Genomic DNA, 19,046 nt, shown 5'->3' on the forward strand with positions numbered 1-19,046 from the left:
TCACACGTATCGTGAAACCGCTCAACGGTACCTACCAAGACTTTGGCCGCCGGTGGAAGGCGCTGCGCTCGGATCGCATGACGGTTCGCGAAGTCGCCTGCGTCGGCGCGCCGCGCACCTTATTGTGTGTCGAATGGGGCGATGCGCGACTGTCGTCGATCGCGCTGAGCGCGGGCGTGCACGGCGACGAGCCCGCCGGTCCGTGGGCGCTTCTCGACCTCGTCGAGGACGGCGCGCTCGACGAACGATTCGCCTATCGCATTTGGCCGTGCACCAATCCGAGCGGATTCGAGGCCGGAACGCGCGAGAGCGCGGAAGGCGTCGACGTGAACCGCACCTTCGGGCGCGGCGGCCAATCGCCCGAAGCGCGCGCCGTCGTCACGGCAAACCGCGATCGCAAGTTCGTGCTCTCGCTCGATCTTCACGAAGACTGCGACGCAAGCGGCTTTTATTGCTACGAATACGGCGGCGGAAAAATTGGACTGCAAACGGTTGCCGCGCTCTCCGCCGCCGGGTATCCGCTCGAACTGCTGCACCGGCTTACGCCCGACCCCACGGCTGAAGCCGCGACGCTCGGCGGCCTCTCGTACTCGCTGGCGATTGCCCGTCATGCCGCCCGCCACGCGCTCACCTTTGAAACGCCCTCGCGCGCAGCGTGGGAAAGCCGTATCGGCATGCACCGGACGGCCGTTCTCGCTGCGATATCCGTCGTTTCAGGATTCCGGCTCGAGGGCGCGTAAGTAGGCGGTATGCCACCTACCCGCGATCAGCTCGAAGTCGACGTTCTCTTCGTCGGCGCCGGCCCAGCCAGCCTCGCCGGAGCGATCCGGCTCGGAGAGCTTGCCAAAGCCGCCGGACGCGCGCTCGAAATTCTCGTTATCGAAAAGGGCGGCGAGGTCGGCAATCACGGACTCTCGGGTGCGGTGGTCGATCCGCGGGGTCTCGACGAGTTGATTCCGGATTGGCGCGACAGCGCGCCTATCGAATCGCCCGTGACCAGCGACGAGCTGTGGTTCCTGACGTCGAGCGGGAAGATCAAAGCGCCGTTTACTCCGCCGCCGCTCAACAATCACGGCAAGTACGTCGCTTCGCTGCAGAAGCTCACGAAGTGGCTCGGTGATAAAGCCGAAGCGGCCGGCGCGCAAGTGTTTCCGGCGTTTCCGGGACAAGAGTTGTTGTGGGACGGCGATCGCGTCGTCGGCGTGCGCACGGGCGATAAAGGCGTCGATCACAACGGAAATCCGAAATCGAACTACGAGCCGGGCGCCGATCTCATTGCCAAGATCGTGGTGTTAGGCGAAGGCCCGCGTGGAACGCTCGCCAAGCAAGCCTTGGCGAAGCTGCCGCTGAACGACGGCCGCGAGCCGCAGGTGTACGCTGCCGGAATTAAAGAGCTTTGGCAGCTTCCCGACGATCGCTTCAAAGCCGGATCGGTGATTCACACCCTTGGCTATCCGTTGCCTGCCGAAACGTTCGGCGGCGGATTCATCTACGGCATGGCCGGCAACATCCTCGACCTCGGCATGGTGACCGGTCTGGATTATAAGAATCCGACGACCGATCCGCACAACGAGCTGCAGCGGATGAAAGAGCATCCGGTCCTTGCGAAGATGCTCGAAGGCGGCAAGATGATTCGCTACGGCGCCAAAGCGATTCCCGAAGGCGGGTTGTTTGCAATGCCGCGTCCGTACGCCGACGGTTTGATGCTCGTCGGCGATACGGGCGGCTTCCTCAACGGCATGCGGCTCAAAGGCATTCATCTCGCGATCAAGTCGGGCATCATGGCGGCGGAGACGGCCTGGGACGCGCTCCAAGCCGATACGTACGACGCGCAGACGCTGTCGGCGCTGGAGCGGCGTTTCAAAGATTCGTGGGCGTACTCGGAGCTGCGCGTGGCGCGGAACTTCCATCAGGGATTCAAACGCGGTATGTGGGCCGGTATGTTCAACGCAGGCCTGGCGACCTTCACCGGCGGACGCGGTTTCGGCATCGTTGACCGAATCAAGGGCGAGCCGGGCTACGAAGTTATGGAGAAGGCCGGTTACAAACCGAAGGAGACGCCGCGCGCCAAGCTCGACAACGTGCTGACCTTCGACAAGCTCACCGACGTGTATCTAAGCGGAGCGATGCACGAGGAAGATCAGCCGAGCCACCTCAAGGTCTCCGACACGAACATCTGCCGCGACCGGTGCACGGTCGAATACGGTAATCCGTGCCAGTATTTCTGCCCGGCGAAAGTCTACGAACCGCTCTTTGAGAAGAGCAACGGCGGTGTAGAAGGCCGCCTGCAGATCAACTTCACCAACTGCGTGCACTGCAAGACCTGCGACATCATCGATCCCTATCAAATCATCACCTGGGTGCCTCCACAAGGTGGTGAAGGTCCCGTTTACACCGGGATGTGATGCACGACGAAACTCTAGGCGTGCATGCGGGACGCAGTGTCGATCCGGCAACCGGTGCGATCGCGATTCCGCTGCATCTCTCGACGACGTTCGAACGCGATGCCGGCGGCGAATACTCGCGCGGCTACATTTACAGTCGTGAAGGCAACCCCGTGCGCAATGCATTGGAGCGCTGCGTCGCCGAGCTGGAAGGCGGGAGCGAAGCGATCGCGTTTCCTTCGGGAATGGCGGCGGCGTTCGCGGTTTTGCAGGCGCTGCGGCCGGGCGATCGCGTCGTGGTCGCGCGCGACACGTACTTCGGCGTACGGGAGCTGCTGATCGACTATTTCCCGCAATGGGGTGTCGAAGCGGTTTTCGTCGACGTCGACGAGCCTGGTGCACTACGCTCCGCGTGTACGCCGTCGACGCGGATGGTGTGGATCGAAACGCCATCCAATCCGCTGCTGGAAGTCATCGACATTGAAGCGGCCGCAAAGACCGCTCACGACGCCGGCGCGCTGCTGGTGTGCGAGAACACGTTCGCGACGCCGATCGTTCAGCGGCCGTTCGCACACGGAGCCGACGCAGTCGTGCACTCCGTTACGAAATACCTTTCCGGCCACAGCGACGTTTTGGCCGGCGCCGTCGTCTTCAAGGAGCCGGGTGAGTTCAAACGCCGCGTTCGAAGCTTTCAAACCAATGCCGGTTCGACCATCGATCCGTTTAGTGCGTGGCTCACCTTGCGGGGCATTCAAACGCTCGCGATTCGGATGCGCGCCCACTGCGACAACGCGCTTGCCGTCGCCCGCTTCTTGAACGATCACCCCGCGGTGACGCGCGTGTATTATCCGGGATTGGAGAGCCATCCCGGCCATGCCGTCGCAAAGAAGCAGATGCGTGGTTTCGGCGGGATGTTGTCGTTCGAGGTGCGCGGCGGCCGGGCGGAAGCGTTCGGGATGCTCGCCGGCCTCAAGCTCGTCGCCCGCGCCACCAGCTTGGGCGGCACGCATTCGTTGATCGAGCACCGCGCGTCGATCGAAGGCGCGCACACGCGCGCCCCTGAGTCGCTGGTGCGTCTCTCCGTCGGCATCGAGCATCCCGACGACATCGTCGCGGACTTGCGGCAGGCGTTGGAGGCAGCCGGGTGACGATGCTCGTTGCCGGGCTGTTCGGTCATCGGCGCGCGCCCGATCCGTTCTACGCGTCGTGGTTTCATGCGGTCGCGCAGTGGACCAGCGATCATTGGCAGGTGCTCGCCGTCGTCATTCCGGTCGGAGGGGGCATCGCGGCCGGCATCATCAACCACTATCTGTCCCTCTCGCGCGAGAATCGTACGCGCCGACTGACGCGGCGCGACTTGCGCGTGCGCGTGCACGCCGACTTGGCAGCGCGTCTGCTCGCACACTGCAGCTACGTGCAAAACGCATATCGAGGCAAGGCACTGGATGCGGCGATATGGCGGCGCAGCAACGCAAGTCTCTACGAACGAGCGCAGATGAGCGACCTCATCGACGTTCTCGGGCCGCGGTACGTCACGTTCATGGCGGCGATCGAGCGCGAGAAGCGGATCGTCGATGATGTAACCGCGGACGCGAAGGCCTTAAAAGGTGCACGCGAAGTGCTGCAGCTCTACGCGCCGTTCATCGCTGAGTTCGGCGAGCCCAAACAGGCCCGCCGGTTGAAGCGCACGTGAGCCCCGGCGGCGACGTCGCCGTCATCGGCGGCGGCTTGATCGGGCTTTCGATCGCATTCGAACTGGCCGAACGCGGCGCCGCCGTGCGCGTGTACGATCGCGACGAGCCGGCGCGCGCCGCGTCGTGGGCCGGCGCGGGAATGCTCTCCCCGCACGCCGAGCCGATCGACGAAGCACTGCTGCGCCTGTGCGAAGAGTCGTTGGAGGCCTATCCGGCATTCGTGGCACGCGTACGCGACGCGAGCGGCGTCGATCCGCATCTGCACCTCAACGGCCACGTGCACGCCGCCTTCGACGATCTTGCACTCGAGCGAATGCGCGAACGGGCCGACGCGCTGCGAACGCGGGGCGTTGCGTGCGAGGTTCTCGACCGGGCGCGGCTGCTGGCGACCGAACCGTGGCTCGGCGCACACGCCACGGGCGCGCTAGCGATCGCGGGGGAAGGTCAAGTCGATAACCGGCTTCTCGGAAGAGCGTTGATCGCGGCGTGCGCGGCGCGCGGGGTATCGGTAACGCGCGTTGCGTCACTGCGCGTGGAGTGCGATAAGCGGCGCGTGCTCGGCGTACGCAACGATTTCGGTTTTACGCCGGCGGCCGCAGTCGTCAACGCCTGCGGCGCATGGTCGGCCGCGCTCGCCGGCATTCCGGACGAAGCGCGCCCCGCCGTCGAGCCGTTCAAGGGACAAATGCTGGCGTTGCAAGCGCCCGTCGATCTGGTTCGCCGCTCGACGTGGCTGCCCAACGCTTACGTCGTACCGCGTGACGACGGCAGGCTGCTGATCGGCGCGACGGTCGAGCGCGCGCACGCCGATACTCGCGTTACGTCCGAAGGGCTGCACCGCTTGCTGCACGCGGCGCTCGACTCGGCGCCCGCGCTGGCCGGTTTTGCCGTCACCGAGACGTGGGCGGGCGTACGTCCGGGAAGCGCCGACGGCCTCCCGTTCATTGGGCCGACCCCGATCGACGGCTTGTACGTTGCGACCGGGCATTTCAAGAACGGAATCCTCCTGTCGGCAGTGACCGCACGCCTCGTTGCCGAGGCTATCGCGGGCAACGCCGACCCGCAGCTGGCGGCCTTTTCGCTGCACCGTCGAATGAAGGCATCGTGATAGCGGTAGTCAACGGCGAAGCGCACGACTTGCCCGACGGAGCAACCGTAGGGGCGCTGCTCGAGCTTCTGGGGACCAAACGCACCGGAATAGCGGTAGCGCATAACGAGCGCGTCGTTCCGCGAGCGCACTACGATACGCACGTCATTGTGGACGGGGACCGCGTCGAAATCATTCGCGCCGTCGCTGGTGGATAATTGTGGCTAACAAAGACATTCTCAAAATCGGAAACTACGAGTTCGCGTCGCGTCTCATCGTCGGAACGGGAAAGTACCCGTCGATGGACGTCATGCGTGCGGCGCACGCGGCCAGCGGCGCCGAGATGGTGACCGTTGCGATCCGCCGCATCGCCCTCGACGATCCCACCGGGAAGACGCTGCTCGACTTCGTCGATCGCCAACGGCTGCGCGTGCTTCCGAATACGGCGGGTTGTTTCAACGCCAAAGATGCCGTGCTCACCGCGCAGCTCGCGCGCGAGTTGTTGGAAACCGATCTCATCAAGCTCGAGGTCATCGGCGACGCGCAGACGCTCCATCCCGACGCCGCCGAAACGGTGAAAGCTGCCGAAACGCTCGTGAACGACGGGTTCACGGTGCTGCCGTATATCGGCGACGACCCGGTCGCGTGCAAACAGCTCGAAGAGGTGGGCTGCGCCGCCATCATGCCGCTCGCGGCGCCGATCGGCAGCGGTCTGGGCGTGTGCAATCCGTATTCGATCCGCATCATCAAGGAGCGCGCGACGATTCCGGTGATCGTTGACGCCGGCGTGGGAACCGCCTCCGACGCGGCCATCGCGATGGAGCTGGGCGTCGACGCGCTGCTGATGAACACCGGCATAGCGGCCGCGCGCGATCCGGTCGCGATGGCCGAGGCCATGAAGCATGCCGTGATCGCGGGCCGCAAAGCGTTTCTCGCGGGGCGCATGGAGAAGCGGCTCTACGCGAACGCGTCGAGTCCGATGCGCGACCTCATCTCGACGACCGAACGTGTCTAAGGTCGAGCAGCTGCAAGTCGAGCAGCTGGCGGAGTGGCGTCGTACGGGTAAAGCTCACGTGCTGCTCGACGTCCGCGAAGACGACGAGGTCGCGCTGGCCTCACTCGACGGCGCCCTGCACGTGCCGATGAACGACGTTCCGTCGCGCGCCGCGGAGATTCCGCACGACACTGCGGTTGCCGTTCTCTGTCATGCCGGCGTGCGCAGTCACGCGGTTGCGCGATATCTCGCCGAACACGGTTACGAAACGGTCTACAACGTGGCCGGCGGCATTGACCGCTACGCCGCCATCGTCGATCCGTCTATTCCGAGATACGGGTAACGTTAGCGGCGCCGGGCGATAACGAACCAATGAACCGCGCCCGCTAGCGGAGTTTCGCGGTGCGCCCACTTCCCCGCGATCTCGTCGACGCCGCACTCTTCGATCCACTCGATCTCATATTGCGGCTCCAGCAGCGCGTCGACTTGGGAGCGCGTGAAGAACGCGTGCGCGACGCCGGCTTCATCGCCCCCCTCCGGCGCATACGTCGAAGGGTCGAGCTCGGTTCCTTTCCCGAATCGCGCGTCGCTCGTCGATCCGAGCGTCGCAGCAAAAACGGCATCCGGTTCAAGGTGTGCGGCTAACGCGTCGAGGCGCTCGGCGATCTGTGCAGCGGTGCCGTGGAGAAAGCCGTGGGTCGAAACCGCTCCGGCAAATGCGCCGTGCAACGATCGCATCGCACTGACCCGCATCGCGGCCTCGTCGTCGACGGCAAGCACGTCGAATCCGGCGCGCTCCAGCGCCGCGGCGTTGCGCCCGCTCCCCGCCGCCACGTCCAGCACGCGGACGCGACCCGGAAGCCGCTCGCGCAGACGCTCGATCGCGCGCAGCGCCAACGGATGCGGCGGGCGAATGGGGGCGTCGTCTTGTGGCGAAGTAGGCGGCATCGATGGCGTCAGAGACTCTGATTATTGTCGTCGGCGGTGACTACCTCGCGCTCGAGATCTGCAAAGAGATTCTAAAGACCGCGGGGCACGCGGTCGTGCTCATGTGGAAGCACGCCGACGAACGAGCTGGCCGCTTGATGCGGCACGAGACCGATCTTCTGGCCGAGGAGTTCGGCTACGACTTTACGTTTCTCAACGAGGACCCGACCGAGCCGGGCGCGCTGCGCCGTGCCGGGCTCGAACCCTCCGCCGGCCAGAGCGACGGCCGAAATTTCTGCGTCGTCACGGTCGCGCAAGACGACCGTCTCAACTTGCGCGTGGCGCTGCTGGCGCGCGATATCAACGAACGGGTTCGGGTGACCCTTCGCCAGTTCAATCCGCTGCTCGGCCACAAGATCCAAGAGGGCTTGCGTTACAACTGCACGGCGATTTCGCCGGCGGCTCACGCGGCGGCAACCTACGCCGCCTCAGCCGTCGACGTGTCGTGCTTCTACGCACTGCCGTTTCCGACGCTCGAGTCGATGGTGGCACGCGTGGCGCACCGCCGAGAAGCGGGCATCGATCCCGGCACCGTTGCCGAAGAAGGCTCGGAGCTTTTCGGTTTTTGCGACCGGCGTGCGGCGGATTTTGGCGTCGCCGGACTGACGATTGTCGACGCGGAGACGCAACTGAGCGCGCGCGTCGTTTCGGTCGGCGGACGCGCCCCATTTCTCTGCCACGGCGAGGAAGAACATTTCGACGAGGAGCTCCTCGCGCGTCCGCTGGCCGGTGACGACCGAATCGTCGTGTTCGGACCCGTCGCAAAGCTCAAGGCGATCGGCCCGCAGTCATCGCAACGGCGCGGGATGCGGCGCGAGCGGCTGCGTTCGCAGTGGCGCGACGTGGTCTCAGGCATTCGCCGGATCGAACCCGTACTGGGCACGGCGATTCTGATCAGCGTTATCTGCTACATCGCGTTCGTCGTATTCTTCTCGCGAACGATGCGGTGGGACGTTCCCGCGACGATGTATTTCGTCTTGACCACGATGACCACGGTCGGCTACGGCGACGTATCGCCCTGTAGAGGCTGCGAGCACGGCCCGATCGCGGCCGCGCAAGCTATTCCGCTCTTCGTGGACATGGCGGTCATGCTCGTCGGCGTCACGACGGTAGCGATTCTGACCGCATCGCTGACGTCGGCGCTCAACGCGGCCGCGCTTCGCCGCATTCGCGGCTTACGCCGCATCCATCGCAGCGGTCACGTGATCGTGTGCGGCGCCGGCAACGTTGGAACGCTGGTGATCGATTACTTACGTCAACTCGGCGAGCAAGTGGTGGTCGTTGAAAAGAACCCCGACAACCTGCTCATCGAACTCGCCCGCGATCGGAAGATCGACCTCTTGACGGGCGACGCCACCAATGACGAGACGATTACCTACTGCGGCCCCGAACGCGCTAAGAGCCTCGTGGGCGTCACGAACAGCGACACGGCGAATCTCGAAACGGCGCTGGGCGCGCGGTCGCGCGTGCGCAGCACGATCGACGCGGCGCTGCACATCGTCCTGCGCATCGACGATATGGCCTTTGGGAGGTCGATCAAACGCCATTTCGGCATCTCGTCGTTCTCGACGACGGAGCTCACGGCGCCCACGATCGCCGGTCTGGCACGCTTCGAAAGCACCCGCGGACGCTTCGAAATCTTTTCGGGCACCGACTACGAGCAGACGTTTCAACTCGCCGAGCGCTTCCAAGGGCCCGAGAACGCACCGCCGCCCGCCCCGCCCGAGCGCCCGGGATACAAGGTGCGCTGGGTGCCCCTGTACGCCTGGCGGGAGAGGGGGGCAGGCAAGGGAGAGGCGGTGCCGATACACAAGTTTGCGACTGAGGTCTACAGTGGGGATCGGCTACTTTTCATGGTCCCGCTGGACCAATTTAGCGAATAGGTGAAGGGGGCGTTGTTATCGCGTCAGTGATGGCATCCACCATTCGCATGCGAGTGGTGGGTTCGAGTCCTTCGGTGCAGCGTCCGGGCCGGGCGTGCAGCAGCTATTTGTTGCGCTCGCGCGATGCGGCCGTGCTGCTGGACATCGGCAGCGGCGCGCTGGGAAATCTGCACCTGGCGATCGACTATCCGCAGCTCGATGCCGTGATCGTGTCGCACATGCACGCCGACCACTTTCTCGACATCATTCCCCTGCGGTACGGACTCAAGTACGGCCCGCTGCTTCGCGACGGCCGCATGCCGTTGTGGCTGCCTCCCGGCGGTTCGGACATTCTGCGCACGATCGCCAAGGCGTTCACAAACGAGGGTCCTAAGGACTTTCTCGACGAGGTCTTCGAGGTTCACGAGTACGACCCGTCGCAGCCGCTGGAAATCAATGACATGCGGTTAACGTTCCGGAGAACGCGTCACTACATCGACACGTTCGCCATTCGCGCCGATCGCGCAAACGCTTCCATCGTCTACTCCAGCGATACCGCGCCGTGCGACGCGGTCGAGGAACTCGCGCACGATTGCTCGCTGTTTATCTGTGAGGCGACGATCGGATTAGGGACCGAACAGGGCGTGCGCGGTCATCTTACCGCCGAGGAAGCCGGACAAATGGCAACGCGGGCGGGGGCGCACCGCCTGATCCTGACGCATTACGGCAGTACGTATGCGGCCGACGAACTCGAGGAAGCCGCGCAGATCGCCTTCAAGGGCCGCATCTCCATAGCCGACGACGGAGTCGAACTCTCGCTGTAGAAGGGCTGATTTAGTCCAGCTCGTCGTCGGCTCGGGTCTCGTGTACCACAGTACACTTCGACCACTCGCCTCCTAGATCTGAACTAAATCAGCCCTTCTACATTTTTACAGAATGCGGGCTCCCACGCACGCGGACAGTGCGTGCAGTTGGTGGATTGCCGCCGCTTGCAGCATCCTCACGACATTGCCTTCGTATCTCTGCAGCGCCGAGAGAATGTCGAGAAAACGGCGTCGATTGTAGAAAGCAATGCCATCGAAGACCTCATCGGCTTGCGAGATCGTCAGCTCCGCGCTCAAGAGCTTGCGAAAGACGGCGCGGGGTACGTCCATGGCGGTCGAGTCGCCCAGCATCACGTTGGTGAGCGTGACGATGTCGCCGTCGTCCTCGCGTCGCGGATAGCGAATGCCGTCGACCATCCGAACTGCGGCGGCATCGCGGTCGATGACCAGCCGTTTGTTGGCGTAGATGTCGACGGTGATCGCCAAGCTGTACCCGTACGGTGACCGATGCGCGAATCCGTAATGGAGTGCGACGGCCCACGCGTCGCGGACGTTGTAGCGCGCGAAGACTTCGGCCTCGAACGTTCCCGCCACCGTAACTCCGTCATCGGTTGCGTAGTCGCATCCGGTGGGCGAGTGGTTGACCAGTTCGAGTAACGGAGCGATATGCGGCTTGCCTCTGAAATAGACGTCGCGCGTTTCGATATAGTTCTTGAGACACGCCTCGATCGTCGGGGCCTCGAATCGACTCTCCGGGTTGCCTACCGCGCCCATCGTGCAGATCCGGCGCTTGATCTCGTCGGGAAGTTCGTACCAGCCGGTCTGCTGCGCAGCGATCTCCTCGAAGAGACCGGCGCTCCATCCGAAGTGACGCTGATACGTCTCGAAGAACGCGCGTTCGCGGGCGCCGATTTTGCCGTGCGCGTTGACCGTCAGGCGGCCGTCGCGTACTTCGACGTCACTGATGGGAACCAGCAGATTGGGCGGGACGTGAACGATCGCCGGTTTGGCCGGATCGAGAACGAGAACGCCGCGACCCGTTGCGCCTTCACCGATGCGGGCGTTTTCAAAAACCCCGCCCAGCGAGCGAAACTCAGCGAGCAGTTCTTCCGGGTTCAATTCTCCATGCGCGTCTCGGGACGCGGCAGCGAGAAGTGGATCAAAGCCCGCACCGGTGCCAATCCGCGACTGACGACCGCGCACGGCGTGACGTGCAGCCCCAACTCTTCCAGACGCGCCGTCGCCGTCATCAGCTCGCGTCCGTTCGTGACGACGTCCTCCAGCAGCAGCACGGATTGCCCGTTCTCGTAGGGTCCCTCGACGTACTCGTTGGCGAACGCACCGTAGCCTTTCGGCTTCTTGCGCACCGCGATCATCGGAATCCCCGACATTTGTGAAACGGCGGTGGCGATCACCACGCCGCCCAGTTCCGTTCCGCCGATCAAATGGGGGTTGACCTCGGCGATGAGCGGCGTGAAGAGGCGCGCGATTCGCCGCAAGACGTTGGGGTCGGAGAACAGGCTGAACTTGTCGATGTAGTAGTCGCTGCGCATCCCGCCCGCCAGAACGTAATCGCCGCGCGTGAGAGCGCGCTCGACGATAATCTTACGCAGCCAGACGAGTTCGGGCAGCGGACCGGTAGGACGATCGGGCTTCCCTAGATGCTCCATTGCCACGCGTTCCACGACTCTAGCACCGGGTTAGGATCGAAGCCCTTGAAGTCGATGCTGATCGGCTCCATCTGCCGCGTCCACCAGAAATAGATGTACGGATTGTCGCGCGCCACCAGCTGCTCGATCGTGCCGTACGCGTCCTTACGCTGCGCCTGGCCGTATTCGTTGAGTGCGCCCGTCTGCGCGCGCTGCATGTCTTGGTTGCAGTATCGCGAGTAGTTGTAGCCTCCGGGCGGCACGTTTTCGCACATCATCTGCGAGCTGTCGTCCGGATCGATTCCGGCATACCAGCCGGCCCACGATAAATCGAACTTGCCGAGCTGCAGGATGCCGCCCATTCCGGCCGGCGCGAAGAGTTGATCGCCCGGATAGTACTTGATCTCCATCTGGATGCCGACTTGGCGCAGCATTTGCTGGAGTTCGACGACGCCTTGACGCCGCGTCGCATTGGAGTTGTTCGAAACCGTAACGAGAATGAGCGGCTGACCGTCCTTGCGCACGATGCCGTCGGGGCCCGGAATCCAGCCGTCGCCGCGAAGCAGATCGCGCGCTTTTTGCGGATCGTGCGGAGCCGACTTCACCGACGGGTCGAAAGCCCACATCCAGTCCGGAATGTCCCCGGTCGCAACCTTCATCTGACCGTGCGTGAGCGTTTGAACGAGCTGATCTTTGTCGATCGCATAGGCGATCGCCTGACGCACGACCGGATCGCTCACGTTAGGGCGCGACGTGTTGACCGTAAGATATTCGTAACCGTTGACGTTCACCCACACGAGCTTGATGTCCGCGACCGATTTGAGCGCCGGATACGTATTGGGTGAAGCTTGGAACATGTAGTCCACGGCGTGCGTCTTGAGCAAATTCACCGACGTATTCTCGTCTGGAATAATCTTGATCTCGATCCGGCGAAGCGCCGGAGTGCCCATGAAGAAATTGTCGTTACGCACCAGCGAGATATGATCGCCGTGCGACCACTCCGCGAAACGGAACGGCCCGTCGCTGACGCTGGGCTCGTTGTTGAATGGAATTTGATTGATGTCGGGATACTTCGAGAGCACGTGCGCGGGCGCCACGGGATACGGCTGGTCGCTCATGGCGAAGAAGGTGTTGACGAACGGGGAGAAGCGCTGCTTGAGGTGTACGACCGCCGTATATTTGTCCGGCGTATCGATGCTCTTGACGAAGTCGTAGCCGTGGCGCGAGACGACGTTGTTGGCCGGATTCATGATCGCTTGCCACGACCACTTGACGTCCGTGGACGTCACCGGTACGCCGTCGCTCCACTTGGCGTCTTTGCGCAGGTGATAGGTAATCGTCAACCCGTCGGAGCTGATGCCGCCGTTGTCTTGCGACGGTACCACGAGCGCGAGGGCCGGAACGGGATTGCCTTTATCGTCCGCCCATAAGAGCGGTTCGTCCATGAGGAAGTCGATGAAACCGTCGGTCGTGTTCGAGTTGAGAAGCGGGTTGAGATTCTTAACGTCTTGCTGTATGGCAATTCGCAAGATCCCCGGAACCGTGCCTGGAAGACGGCCTCCGCCGCCGTTGCCCACGCGACTGCAGGCAGCCAGCACGGCGAGAGCCAGCGCGCACGGTAAGGCGCGCTTCATACGGCCGCCTTTGGCGCTACGCGATTTCCGGGAACCGGATCGTAGCGCTCGTGACGCCATGAGTAGGTGCCCAGCCCCTGCGTCGCGGTGCGCAGCTCGGTGATGTAGCGCGCAAGCTCCACTTGCGGAACGTACGCTTCGACGACGTCGTATCCGCTGCGGTCGCTCGGATTCATACCGAGAATCTGTCCGCGCTTTCCGGTAAGCTGCGCAATGACGGTGGATGTATAGGTCGTCGGCACGGTGACCTGCACGTGCACGATAGGTTCGAGCACGACGGGATTGCACTTCGGCAGCGCTTCGCGCACGCCCATCCCGGCCGCCGTCTTGAACGACTGCTCGCTGGAATCGACGTCGTGATACTGCCCGTCGAAGAGGACGACGTGCAAGTCGGTCACCGGATAACCGCTGCTCCCATGAATAAGGGCTTCGCGCACCCCTTTTTCAACGGCTGGAATGAACTGCCGCGGAACGACGCCGCCGACGATCTTCTGTTCGAAGGTAACGCCCGATCCGCGTTCGCGCGGCTCGAAGCGCAGCCAAACGTCGCCGAACTGTCCGTGTCCGCCGGTCTGATGTTTGTACCGAGAGTGAATCTCCGCACCGTTGGCGATCGTCTCGACGTAGGGAATCGTCGGCGGGGCTACGTCGACTTCCACCTTATATTTGCGCGCCAGCCGCTCGACGGCCATCGAGACGTGCTGCTCGCCGCGGCCGAGCAGCAGCAACTCGTGCGTGACGTCGGCGCGATCTAAACGCAGCGCCGGATCTTCGTCGACGATGCGTGCGAGCATCTGCGAGATCTTTGCTTCGTCGATGCGCTCCTTGGGCTTGATCGCGACGCCAAACACCGGTTCGGCAACCGCGACACGCGGCAGCAGCACCTTTTGCCCGTTCGACGTAAGCGTATCGCCGGTCGATACCGACTCGAGACGGCCGAACGCGACGATCGCACCGGGGCCGGCTTCCGGAATGGCTTCTTGCTTCTTGCCCTGCAGGCGGTAGAGTCCGCCGAGCCGCACTTTCTCGCCGTCCTTGCTGACGTTGGTCAGCGTCGCGTCAGATTTCACCGTGCCGCTGAGAATGCGCGCGACCGATACCTTGCCGCTCTGCGGATGAATCGACGTCTTGATGACGCGCGCGATCGCCGGACCCGAGGAATCGGGTTGAATCGGGCGGCCTTCGGCATCGACGTGCGGAGCGTCGGCCGGCGACGGGAACCATTTCTCTATCGCCCTCACTAATGCGGCGACGCCGGCGCCGGAGACGCCGGCTCCGACGAGCACCGGGACGATCTGATCGTGCGAGCACTCGCTGCACAGATCGCGCTCGACCTCGTCCATCGGCGGATCGATCCCCTCCAGAAGCTCTTCCATCAAATGGTCGTCGAAGTCGGCCATCGCTTCGAGCAGCTCGCCGCGGGCGCGCTGTACTTGGTCTTGGAGATCGCCGGGAATCGCGTCTTCGCGTTCCTTGTCTCCCTCAAACGTGCGGCCTTTGATCTCCGCGAGATCGACGTAACCGCGGAACTGTTCGGCGTTGCCGATCGGCCACTGTTCGGCGACGACGTGACGGCCGTAGGCTTCTTGTAATGCGGCGAGCGTTCCGGCGAAGTCGGCGCCGGGACGATCCATCTTGTTGATGACGAACAAGTGCGGCATCTTCGTCGACTCGAGGAGATCCACGATACCCTGCGTGTGCACGACCCTGCCGGGATCGGCTTCGACGACGACGACCGCGGCATCGACGCCGGCGAGCGCGAGGCGCGTCTCTTCGAAGAAATCGATAAAGCCGGGACAGTCGACGATGGTAATGTCGATTTCGTCCGCGGTCGTATGCGCGAACCCAACCGTCGTACTTTGGGCGTGGGCGGTGTCTTCGGGCTCGTGATCGGTGACGGTGGTACCGTCGGCAATCGAGCCCCGGCGACCGATCGCGCCGGTATGTGCGAGGACCGCTTCAACGAGCGTCGTCTTTCCGCCGTGGTGCGGTCCGACGAATGCGATATTACGTAGGCGAGCGATGTCCGCCATCCCTACTCTCCTCTACGGTTGTTGGTGAAGCCTTAACGCCGTTTGGCAGACTTTTTCTTTGTCGCCGACCCTTTGCTCGATGGCTTCGTGACTTTTTTGACTTGCTTCTTAACCGCTGGTTTGGCGGCAAGTTTCTTGCTTTTCGCCGCGGATTTCACCGCAGTCTTTTTGGCGAGCGCCTTTTTTACCGCGGGCTTACGTGCGGGCGGCTTGGTCGCCGGCTTGCTCTTGGCGTTCTTGGAACGCGGCGCGGGCGCCGCCGCCTTCTTAGCGGCGGGCTTGACCGGTTTTGGCGGCTTTGCCGGCTTGACGGGTTTGGCGATCTTGGCGGCGGCCGGTTTGGGAGCGGCAGTTTTCTTGGAGGGCGGCGGCGCCTTCGCGGGAGCCGCTTTTGCGGGAACGCGGGCCGCTTTGGCCTTGCTGGATTGCGTCGAGGAATCCGGCGTGCGGCGCGACGTGCTCGGTGAACGCGTTGCGTCGGCTGCCCGCTTCTTCGGCCCCGCCTCGCGGGGCGAACGCGGCCCTTCGCGCCGGCCGCCCGCGGTTTCGGCCTCTTCGGGGAGTCCGAGCTCGGCGCGGCTGTAGCCGGTGATGCTGCTGCCCGGCGTGGAGGTCTCGCGCGTCTTAGCTTGCGCTTCCAGGTGCTCGCGCGTCGCGCGCAGAGCCACGCGCGCCAGCCGGCCGCCGACCGGGAAAACGATTTCGTTGATCTTCGCCTCGTCCAAGAGTCGCAGAATCGCGTCGAAGCCGTGGCCTTGATCCTTGGGACTGTGCGCGTCGGAGCCGATCGCGATGCCGACGCCGCGATCCTTGGCCTTACGAATCAACCGGGCGTTGGCTTCGAGGAACTGTCTTTTCAGATCTTCGGAACTGTCGCGATACAAGAAACGCGTGTTGATCTCGACGGCCGTTCCGCGAGCGTGACAGATCTCCAAGAGCCGGTCTTCGTAGCCTTCGAGCGCTTTCTGCGCGGGCCAATGACCGAATACGGCCGGACCGTAGAAGTGTCCGGCAACGTTACCGGGCAGCTTCTCGAGGTCGTCGAAAAGCTTCGTGGTGTAGAGTTGCCAGATGCGATCGGCTCCCACGACGTCGTAGAGATGCGCGAACTCGTCGTTATCGAAAGCCCACGACCAGTCGGCGCCCTTTTCGGGATGATCGATGTTGATGAAGTGTACCGAGCGAATGACGCCGTCGGGCCGCATCGCGTCGACGATGTTTTGCGCGTCGGGTCTTGCACGCGGATCGTTGTCGACCTCGGCGCCGATCGAGAACCGCATCCCGCGGCGCAAGCCGTCCGACACGACCGACGCATGCGCGACGTCCACGCCGGCCGTTTCGGCCGCTCCGTAGAGGTCGCCGGCATGCGCGAGCTTGAGCGCGCGCCGCACGGTGTTGACCGCTCCCGGGTCTTCGAACGTCAGGTAGTTGATGTGGTCGGCCACCATCAAAAAGCGCGGCGACCCACGACGGCAGGCGTGGTAGAACCACAGAAAGAGCATGCGTGGCGTGTACGCAATCGGACGCTCCTCGGCAAACGGGCGATGCTCGCCCTTTGCGTGTCCGTGGACGTCCGGTATGGCGGCGATGCGAGGGTCGCTCAGCGTTCTACTTCCTTTACTCCGCGAGGGATCCACATCTGCCGGCGTCCTTTGTCTTTCGGCGAAGGCTCCGGCGGCTCGGCGGCGCGCTGATCGACCCACGGTATCACGGTCTCGATCAGCACCTCCACCCCCTTCTTCATGAGCTCGTAGCTCATCGAGGGGTTGGATTCCGACCCTGCGGCGATTGCCTGGGCAGGGAGAAACGGAAAGTGCAGGAGCCCAGCGATGACCGGAGTCGCGGAACTTTCGGTGAGGCCGAGCAGCTCGTAGAGCATCTGGTTGCCTAGGAACGTTCCGGCCGAGTTTGAGACGTAACCGGGTACGCCATTGGCGTGCCACGCCTCGACGATGCGTTCGAACGGGAGGTTCGAAAGACGCGCGTCGGCACCGCCTCGCGCGACGACGTCGCCCTTGCGCATAACGCCGACGTTATCGGGATGCTCGAAGTCGAGAACGTTGACCGCGACGCGCTCGAGCGCCATTGCGGTGCGTCCGCCGAACTGTCCCGTCGCGATGACGATGTCGGGATCTTCCTCGAGGAGCGTCTGCTCCATGCGCTCGCGCATCGTGCGTGTTTCGGCCGGTAAGATGCGGACGGAAAGAGGGCGGCCGGAAATCAGCCGCCCCTCCAAACTACGGGCAACCAGCTCGCTGGGATTGATTTTGTCGCCACCGTACGGCTCAAAACCGGTGATAAGGACGCGTTTAGGCACCTTCGCTTAGGTTGGCGCCGTTATCCGCGATATCCCTCCATTTTGAGAAGCCGCGCCTTCATGTCGAGTCCGTAGAAGTAGTTGTGTAAGCCGCCCGACGAGTCCACCACGCGGTGACACGGAAAGAGCAGCGGCAACGGATTGCGCGCCATCACCCGCCCGACCGCCCGCGCGGCGCGGGGCTTGCCGATTTGCGTCGCGACCCAGCCGTACGATCGCACCTCGCCCGGGGGAATCGAAGCCGCAGCGCGCAGGGCCGCTTGTTCGAACGGGGTCAGGTCGCTGATGTCGACGACCTGATCGTCGAGTTTCCACGTTGCGAAGAATCGATCGAGCGTCGGCTGCAGCCACGACGGCGCTTCGCCGACGGTGACCGGACGGCGCAGCCGGGCTTCGATGCGCGAACGGACGTTTTCCAACGGCTCGCCCGTTTCGAAGCCGATATACGCAATCCGGTTCTCTTTGAACCCGACGTACAACCGTCCGATGGGCGTCGTTACCGATGACAGAACGACCGGAGATCGGTGTCTTCCTTTGAGCGTGAGAATGTGCTCGACCACGCGTTTGGTGAGGTCGCATGAGGGCTCGGGCTGCGGGAGGCACGACAGGCAAAACGCGACGCCTTCGTATTGTTCGTAGAGTTCTTGACACGGAGGACACGCTCGCAAGTGGCCGCTAACGGCTTCTCTGAGCGATTTGGTGCAGTCGCCACGAATCTCGTCCCATAACGACTCGACCTCACGACAGCGCATGCACGGAATCTCCTTCAGGGGTGAGTCGTCCGATCTGCGGACCCAAAATGCGTCGCAGAATTCGCACGGCGCGATGGACGTGAGACTTCACGGTGCCGATCGGCTGATGCAGAATCTCCGCAATTTCCGGGTGAGAGCGGCCTTCGATGAAACGTAACGTCGCGGCCGCGCGAAGATGGACGGGGAGCTGTAACAAAGCGCGCTCGACCAAAGCCACGTCGGCGTTCTGCTCGACGATGGTCTCCGGCTGCGGCGGTCCCTCGTTCGACTCGCGCAAGAGCGCGTCGGGATCGGCCAGTGCGTCGAGTGCGACGTTGGAAGGCCGTTTGCTGCGGAGCCGGTTGCGCGTGACGTTGAGCGTGATCGTGTAGAGCCATGGCTGGAGGCGGAGCTCCCCGCGTTGCTCGGGCGACATTTTTCCGAGCGCGCGATAGGCCCGCACGAAGGCATCTTGGACGATCTCCTCCGCGTCCTCGCGGTTACCGGTCATGCGCAGGGCGAAACCATACAGCCGTCGCTGATAGTCGTCGACGATCCGCTCGAAGTTCTCGATTCCGGCAGCCGGCTGCGGCTGGCCGGCCGCAACCCTTCCGGAGGGAACCGCAGATGGCACGAACACTCCCTGTCGGAGCGGTGCGAGCACACTCATTACGTGACTGGAGACCACCGCTGCCGCCTGGAAGGTTTCATACCCCCCGCAGGCCGCCTCCTTGCCTGTGGATAGCAAAAGGGGATTTTTTCGGGGCCTCCTAATGCCTCACCATGGCCCTCCTATTCCGGGCGATCCGGATCGACGTGAGAAACAACCGCTTAATCGCACGACGATAAA

19 protein-coding genes are annotated in these 19,046 nt (G+C 63.5%); 10 read left to right on the forward strand and 9 right to left on the reverse strand.

All coding sequences use genetic code 11. The features are described 5' to 3' along the window. Positions 1 to 11: 11 nt before the first annotated feature. Genes VGG89_15185 through VGG89_15220 form a run of 8 tightly spaced genes read left to right on the forward strand, consistent with a single transcriptional unit; the run spans position 12 to position 6,502 of the window. Positions 12 to 740 (forward strand): succinylglutamate desuccinylase/aspartoacylase family protein, encoded by a 729-nt coding sequence (locus VGG89_15185; GenBank protein HEY1977895.1) that lies wholly within the window; start codon positions 12 to 14, stop codon positions 738 to 740. Positions 741 to 749: 9 nt separating this feature from the next. After that, positions 750 to 2,405, forward strand: coding sequence for an electron transfer flavoprotein-ubiquinone oxidoreductase (locus VGG89_15190; GenBank protein HEY1977896.1), 1,656 nt, complete (start codon positions 750 to 752; stop codon positions 2,403 to 2,405). 20 nt (positions 2,406 to 2,425) lie between these two features. Further along, positions 2,426 to 3,532, forward strand: a complete 1,107-nt coding sequence (locus VGG89_15195) for a PLP-dependent transferase (GenBank protein HEY1977897.1) — start codon at positions 2,426 to 2,428, stop codon at positions 3,530 to 3,532. Continuing rightward, positions 3,529 to 4,077 (forward strand): hypothetical protein, encoded by a 549-nt coding sequence (locus VGG89_15200; protein HEY1977898.1) that lies wholly within the window; start codon positions 3,529 to 3,531, stop codon positions 4,075 to 4,077. The genes VGG89_15195 and VGG89_15200 overlap by 4 nt, the downstream gene beginning before the upstream one ends. Continuing rightward, complete coding sequence (gene thiO, locus VGG89_15205) at positions 4,074 to 5,186, forward strand: glycine oxidase ThiO (GenBank protein HEY1977899.1); 1,113 nt, start codon at positions 4,074 to 4,076, stop codon at positions 5,184 to 5,186. Before VGG89_15200 ends, thiO begins: the two co-directional genes overlap by 4 nt. Continuing rightward, the gene (gene thiS, locus VGG89_15210) at positions 5,183 to 5,383 is read left to right on the forward strand and encodes a sulfur carrier protein ThiS (GenBank protein ID HEY1977900.1); all 201 of its coding nucleotides are present in this window, start codon (positions 5,183 to 5,185) and stop codon (positions 5,381 to 5,383) included. Before thiO ends, thiS begins: the two co-directional genes overlap by 4 nt. A 2-nt stretch (positions 5,384 to 5,385) precedes the next feature. Continuing rightward, on the forward strand, positions 5,386 to 6,180 hold the full coding sequence (locus VGG89_15215) for a thiazole synthase (GenBank protein HEY1977901.1): 795 nt from the start codon (positions 5,386 to 5,388) through the stop codon (positions 6,178 to 6,180). Beyond that, positions 6,173 to 6,502: a rhodanese-like domain-containing protein gene (locus tag VGG89_15220; GenBank protein HEY1977902.1), complete on the forward strand. Its 330-nt coding sequence runs from the start codon at positions 6,173 to 6,175 to the stop codon at positions 6,500 to 6,502. The genes VGG89_15215 and VGG89_15220 overlap by 8 nt, the downstream gene beginning before the upstream one ends. 2 nt (positions 6,503 to 6,504) lie before the next feature. On the opposite strand, the gene VGG89_15225 is transcribed toward VGG89_15220, so the two are convergent. Continuing rightward, complete coding sequence (locus VGG89_15225) at positions 6,505 to 7,107, reverse strand: methyltransferase domain-containing protein (GenBank protein ID HEY1977903.1); 603 nt, start codon at positions 7,105 to 7,107, stop codon at positions 6,505 to 6,507. Positions 7,108 to 7,109: 2 nt separating this feature from the next. Here VGG89_15225 and VGG89_15230 point away from each other — a divergent pair, with 2 nt between their 5' ends. Further along, positions 7,110 to 9,029, forward strand: coding sequence for an NAD-binding protein (locus tag VGG89_15230; protein HEY1977904.1), 1,920 nt, complete (start codon positions 7,110 to 7,112; stop codon positions 9,027 to 9,029). Between the two features lie 29 nt (positions 9,030 to 9,058). Next, a complete protein-coding gene (locus tag VGG89_15235; protein ID HEY1977905.1) occupies positions 9,059 to 9,832 on the forward strand; it encodes an MBL fold metallo-hydrolase in 774 nt (257 codons plus the stop codon). Positions 9,833 to 9,937: 105 nt separating this feature from the next. On the opposite strand, the gene VGG89_15240 is transcribed toward VGG89_15235, so the two are convergent. Genes VGG89_15240 through VGG89_15275 form a run of 8 tightly spaced genes read right to left on the reverse strand, consistent with a single transcriptional unit; the run spans position 9,938 to position 18,830 of the window. Continuing rightward, entirely contained in the window at positions 9,938 to 10,951 is a 1,014-nt protein-coding gene (locus VGG89_15240; protein HEY1977906.1) for a hypothetical protein, read from the reverse strand. Further along, complete coding sequence (locus VGG89_15245) at positions 10,948 to 11,502, reverse strand: hypothetical protein (protein HEY1977907.1); 555 nt, start codon at positions 11,500 to 11,502, stop codon at positions 10,948 to 10,950. The genes VGG89_15240 and VGG89_15245 overlap by 4 nt, the downstream gene beginning before the upstream one ends. Continuing rightward, positions 11,490 to 13,115: a peptide ABC transporter substrate-binding protein gene (locus tag VGG89_15250; protein ID HEY1977908.1), complete on the reverse strand. Its 1,626-nt coding sequence runs from the start codon at positions 13,113 to 13,115 to the stop codon at positions 11,490 to 11,492. Before VGG89_15250 ends, VGG89_15245 begins: the two co-directional genes overlap by 13 nt. After that, a complete protein-coding gene (locus VGG89_15255; protein ID HEY1977909.1) occupies positions 13,112 to 15,148 on the reverse strand; it encodes an elongation factor G in 2,037 nt (678 codons plus the stop codon). The genes VGG89_15250 and VGG89_15255 overlap by 4 nt, the downstream gene beginning before the upstream one ends. A gap of 32 nt (positions 15,149 to 15,180) precedes the next feature. Continuing rightward, complete coding sequence (locus VGG89_15260; protein ID HEY1977910.1) at positions 15,181 to 16,785, reverse strand: hypothetical protein; 1,605 nt, start codon at positions 16,783 to 16,785, stop codon at positions 15,181 to 15,183. Further along, positions 16,749 to 17,465: a hypothetical protein gene (locus tag VGG89_15265; GenBank protein HEY1977911.1), complete on the reverse strand. Its 717-nt coding sequence runs from the start codon at positions 17,463 to 17,465 to the stop codon at positions 16,749 to 16,751. Before VGG89_15265 ends, VGG89_15260 begins: the two co-directional genes overlap by 37 nt. Positions 17,466 to 17,485: 20 nt before the next feature. Continuing rightward, positions 17,486 to 18,217, reverse strand: coding sequence for a methylated-DNA--[protein]-cysteine S-methyltransferase (locus VGG89_15270; GenBank protein ID HEY1977912.1), 732 nt, complete (start codon positions 18,215 to 18,217; stop codon positions 17,486 to 17,488). Continuing rightward, entirely contained in the window at positions 18,204 to 18,830 is a 627-nt protein-coding gene (locus VGG89_15275) for a sigma-70 family RNA polymerase sigma factor (GenBank protein ID HEY1977913.1), read from the reverse strand. The genes VGG89_15270 and VGG89_15275 overlap by 14 nt, the downstream gene beginning before the upstream one ends. Between the last annotated feature and the right edge of the window lie 216 nt (positions 18,831 to 19,046).

The sequence above is a fragment of the Candidatus Baltobacteraceae bacterium genome (assembly GCA_036488875.1).
In the GTDB taxonomy this organism is placed as follows: Bacteria; Vulcanimicrobiota; Vulcanimicrobiia; order Vulcanimicrobiales; family Vulcanimicrobiaceae; genus JAFAHZ01.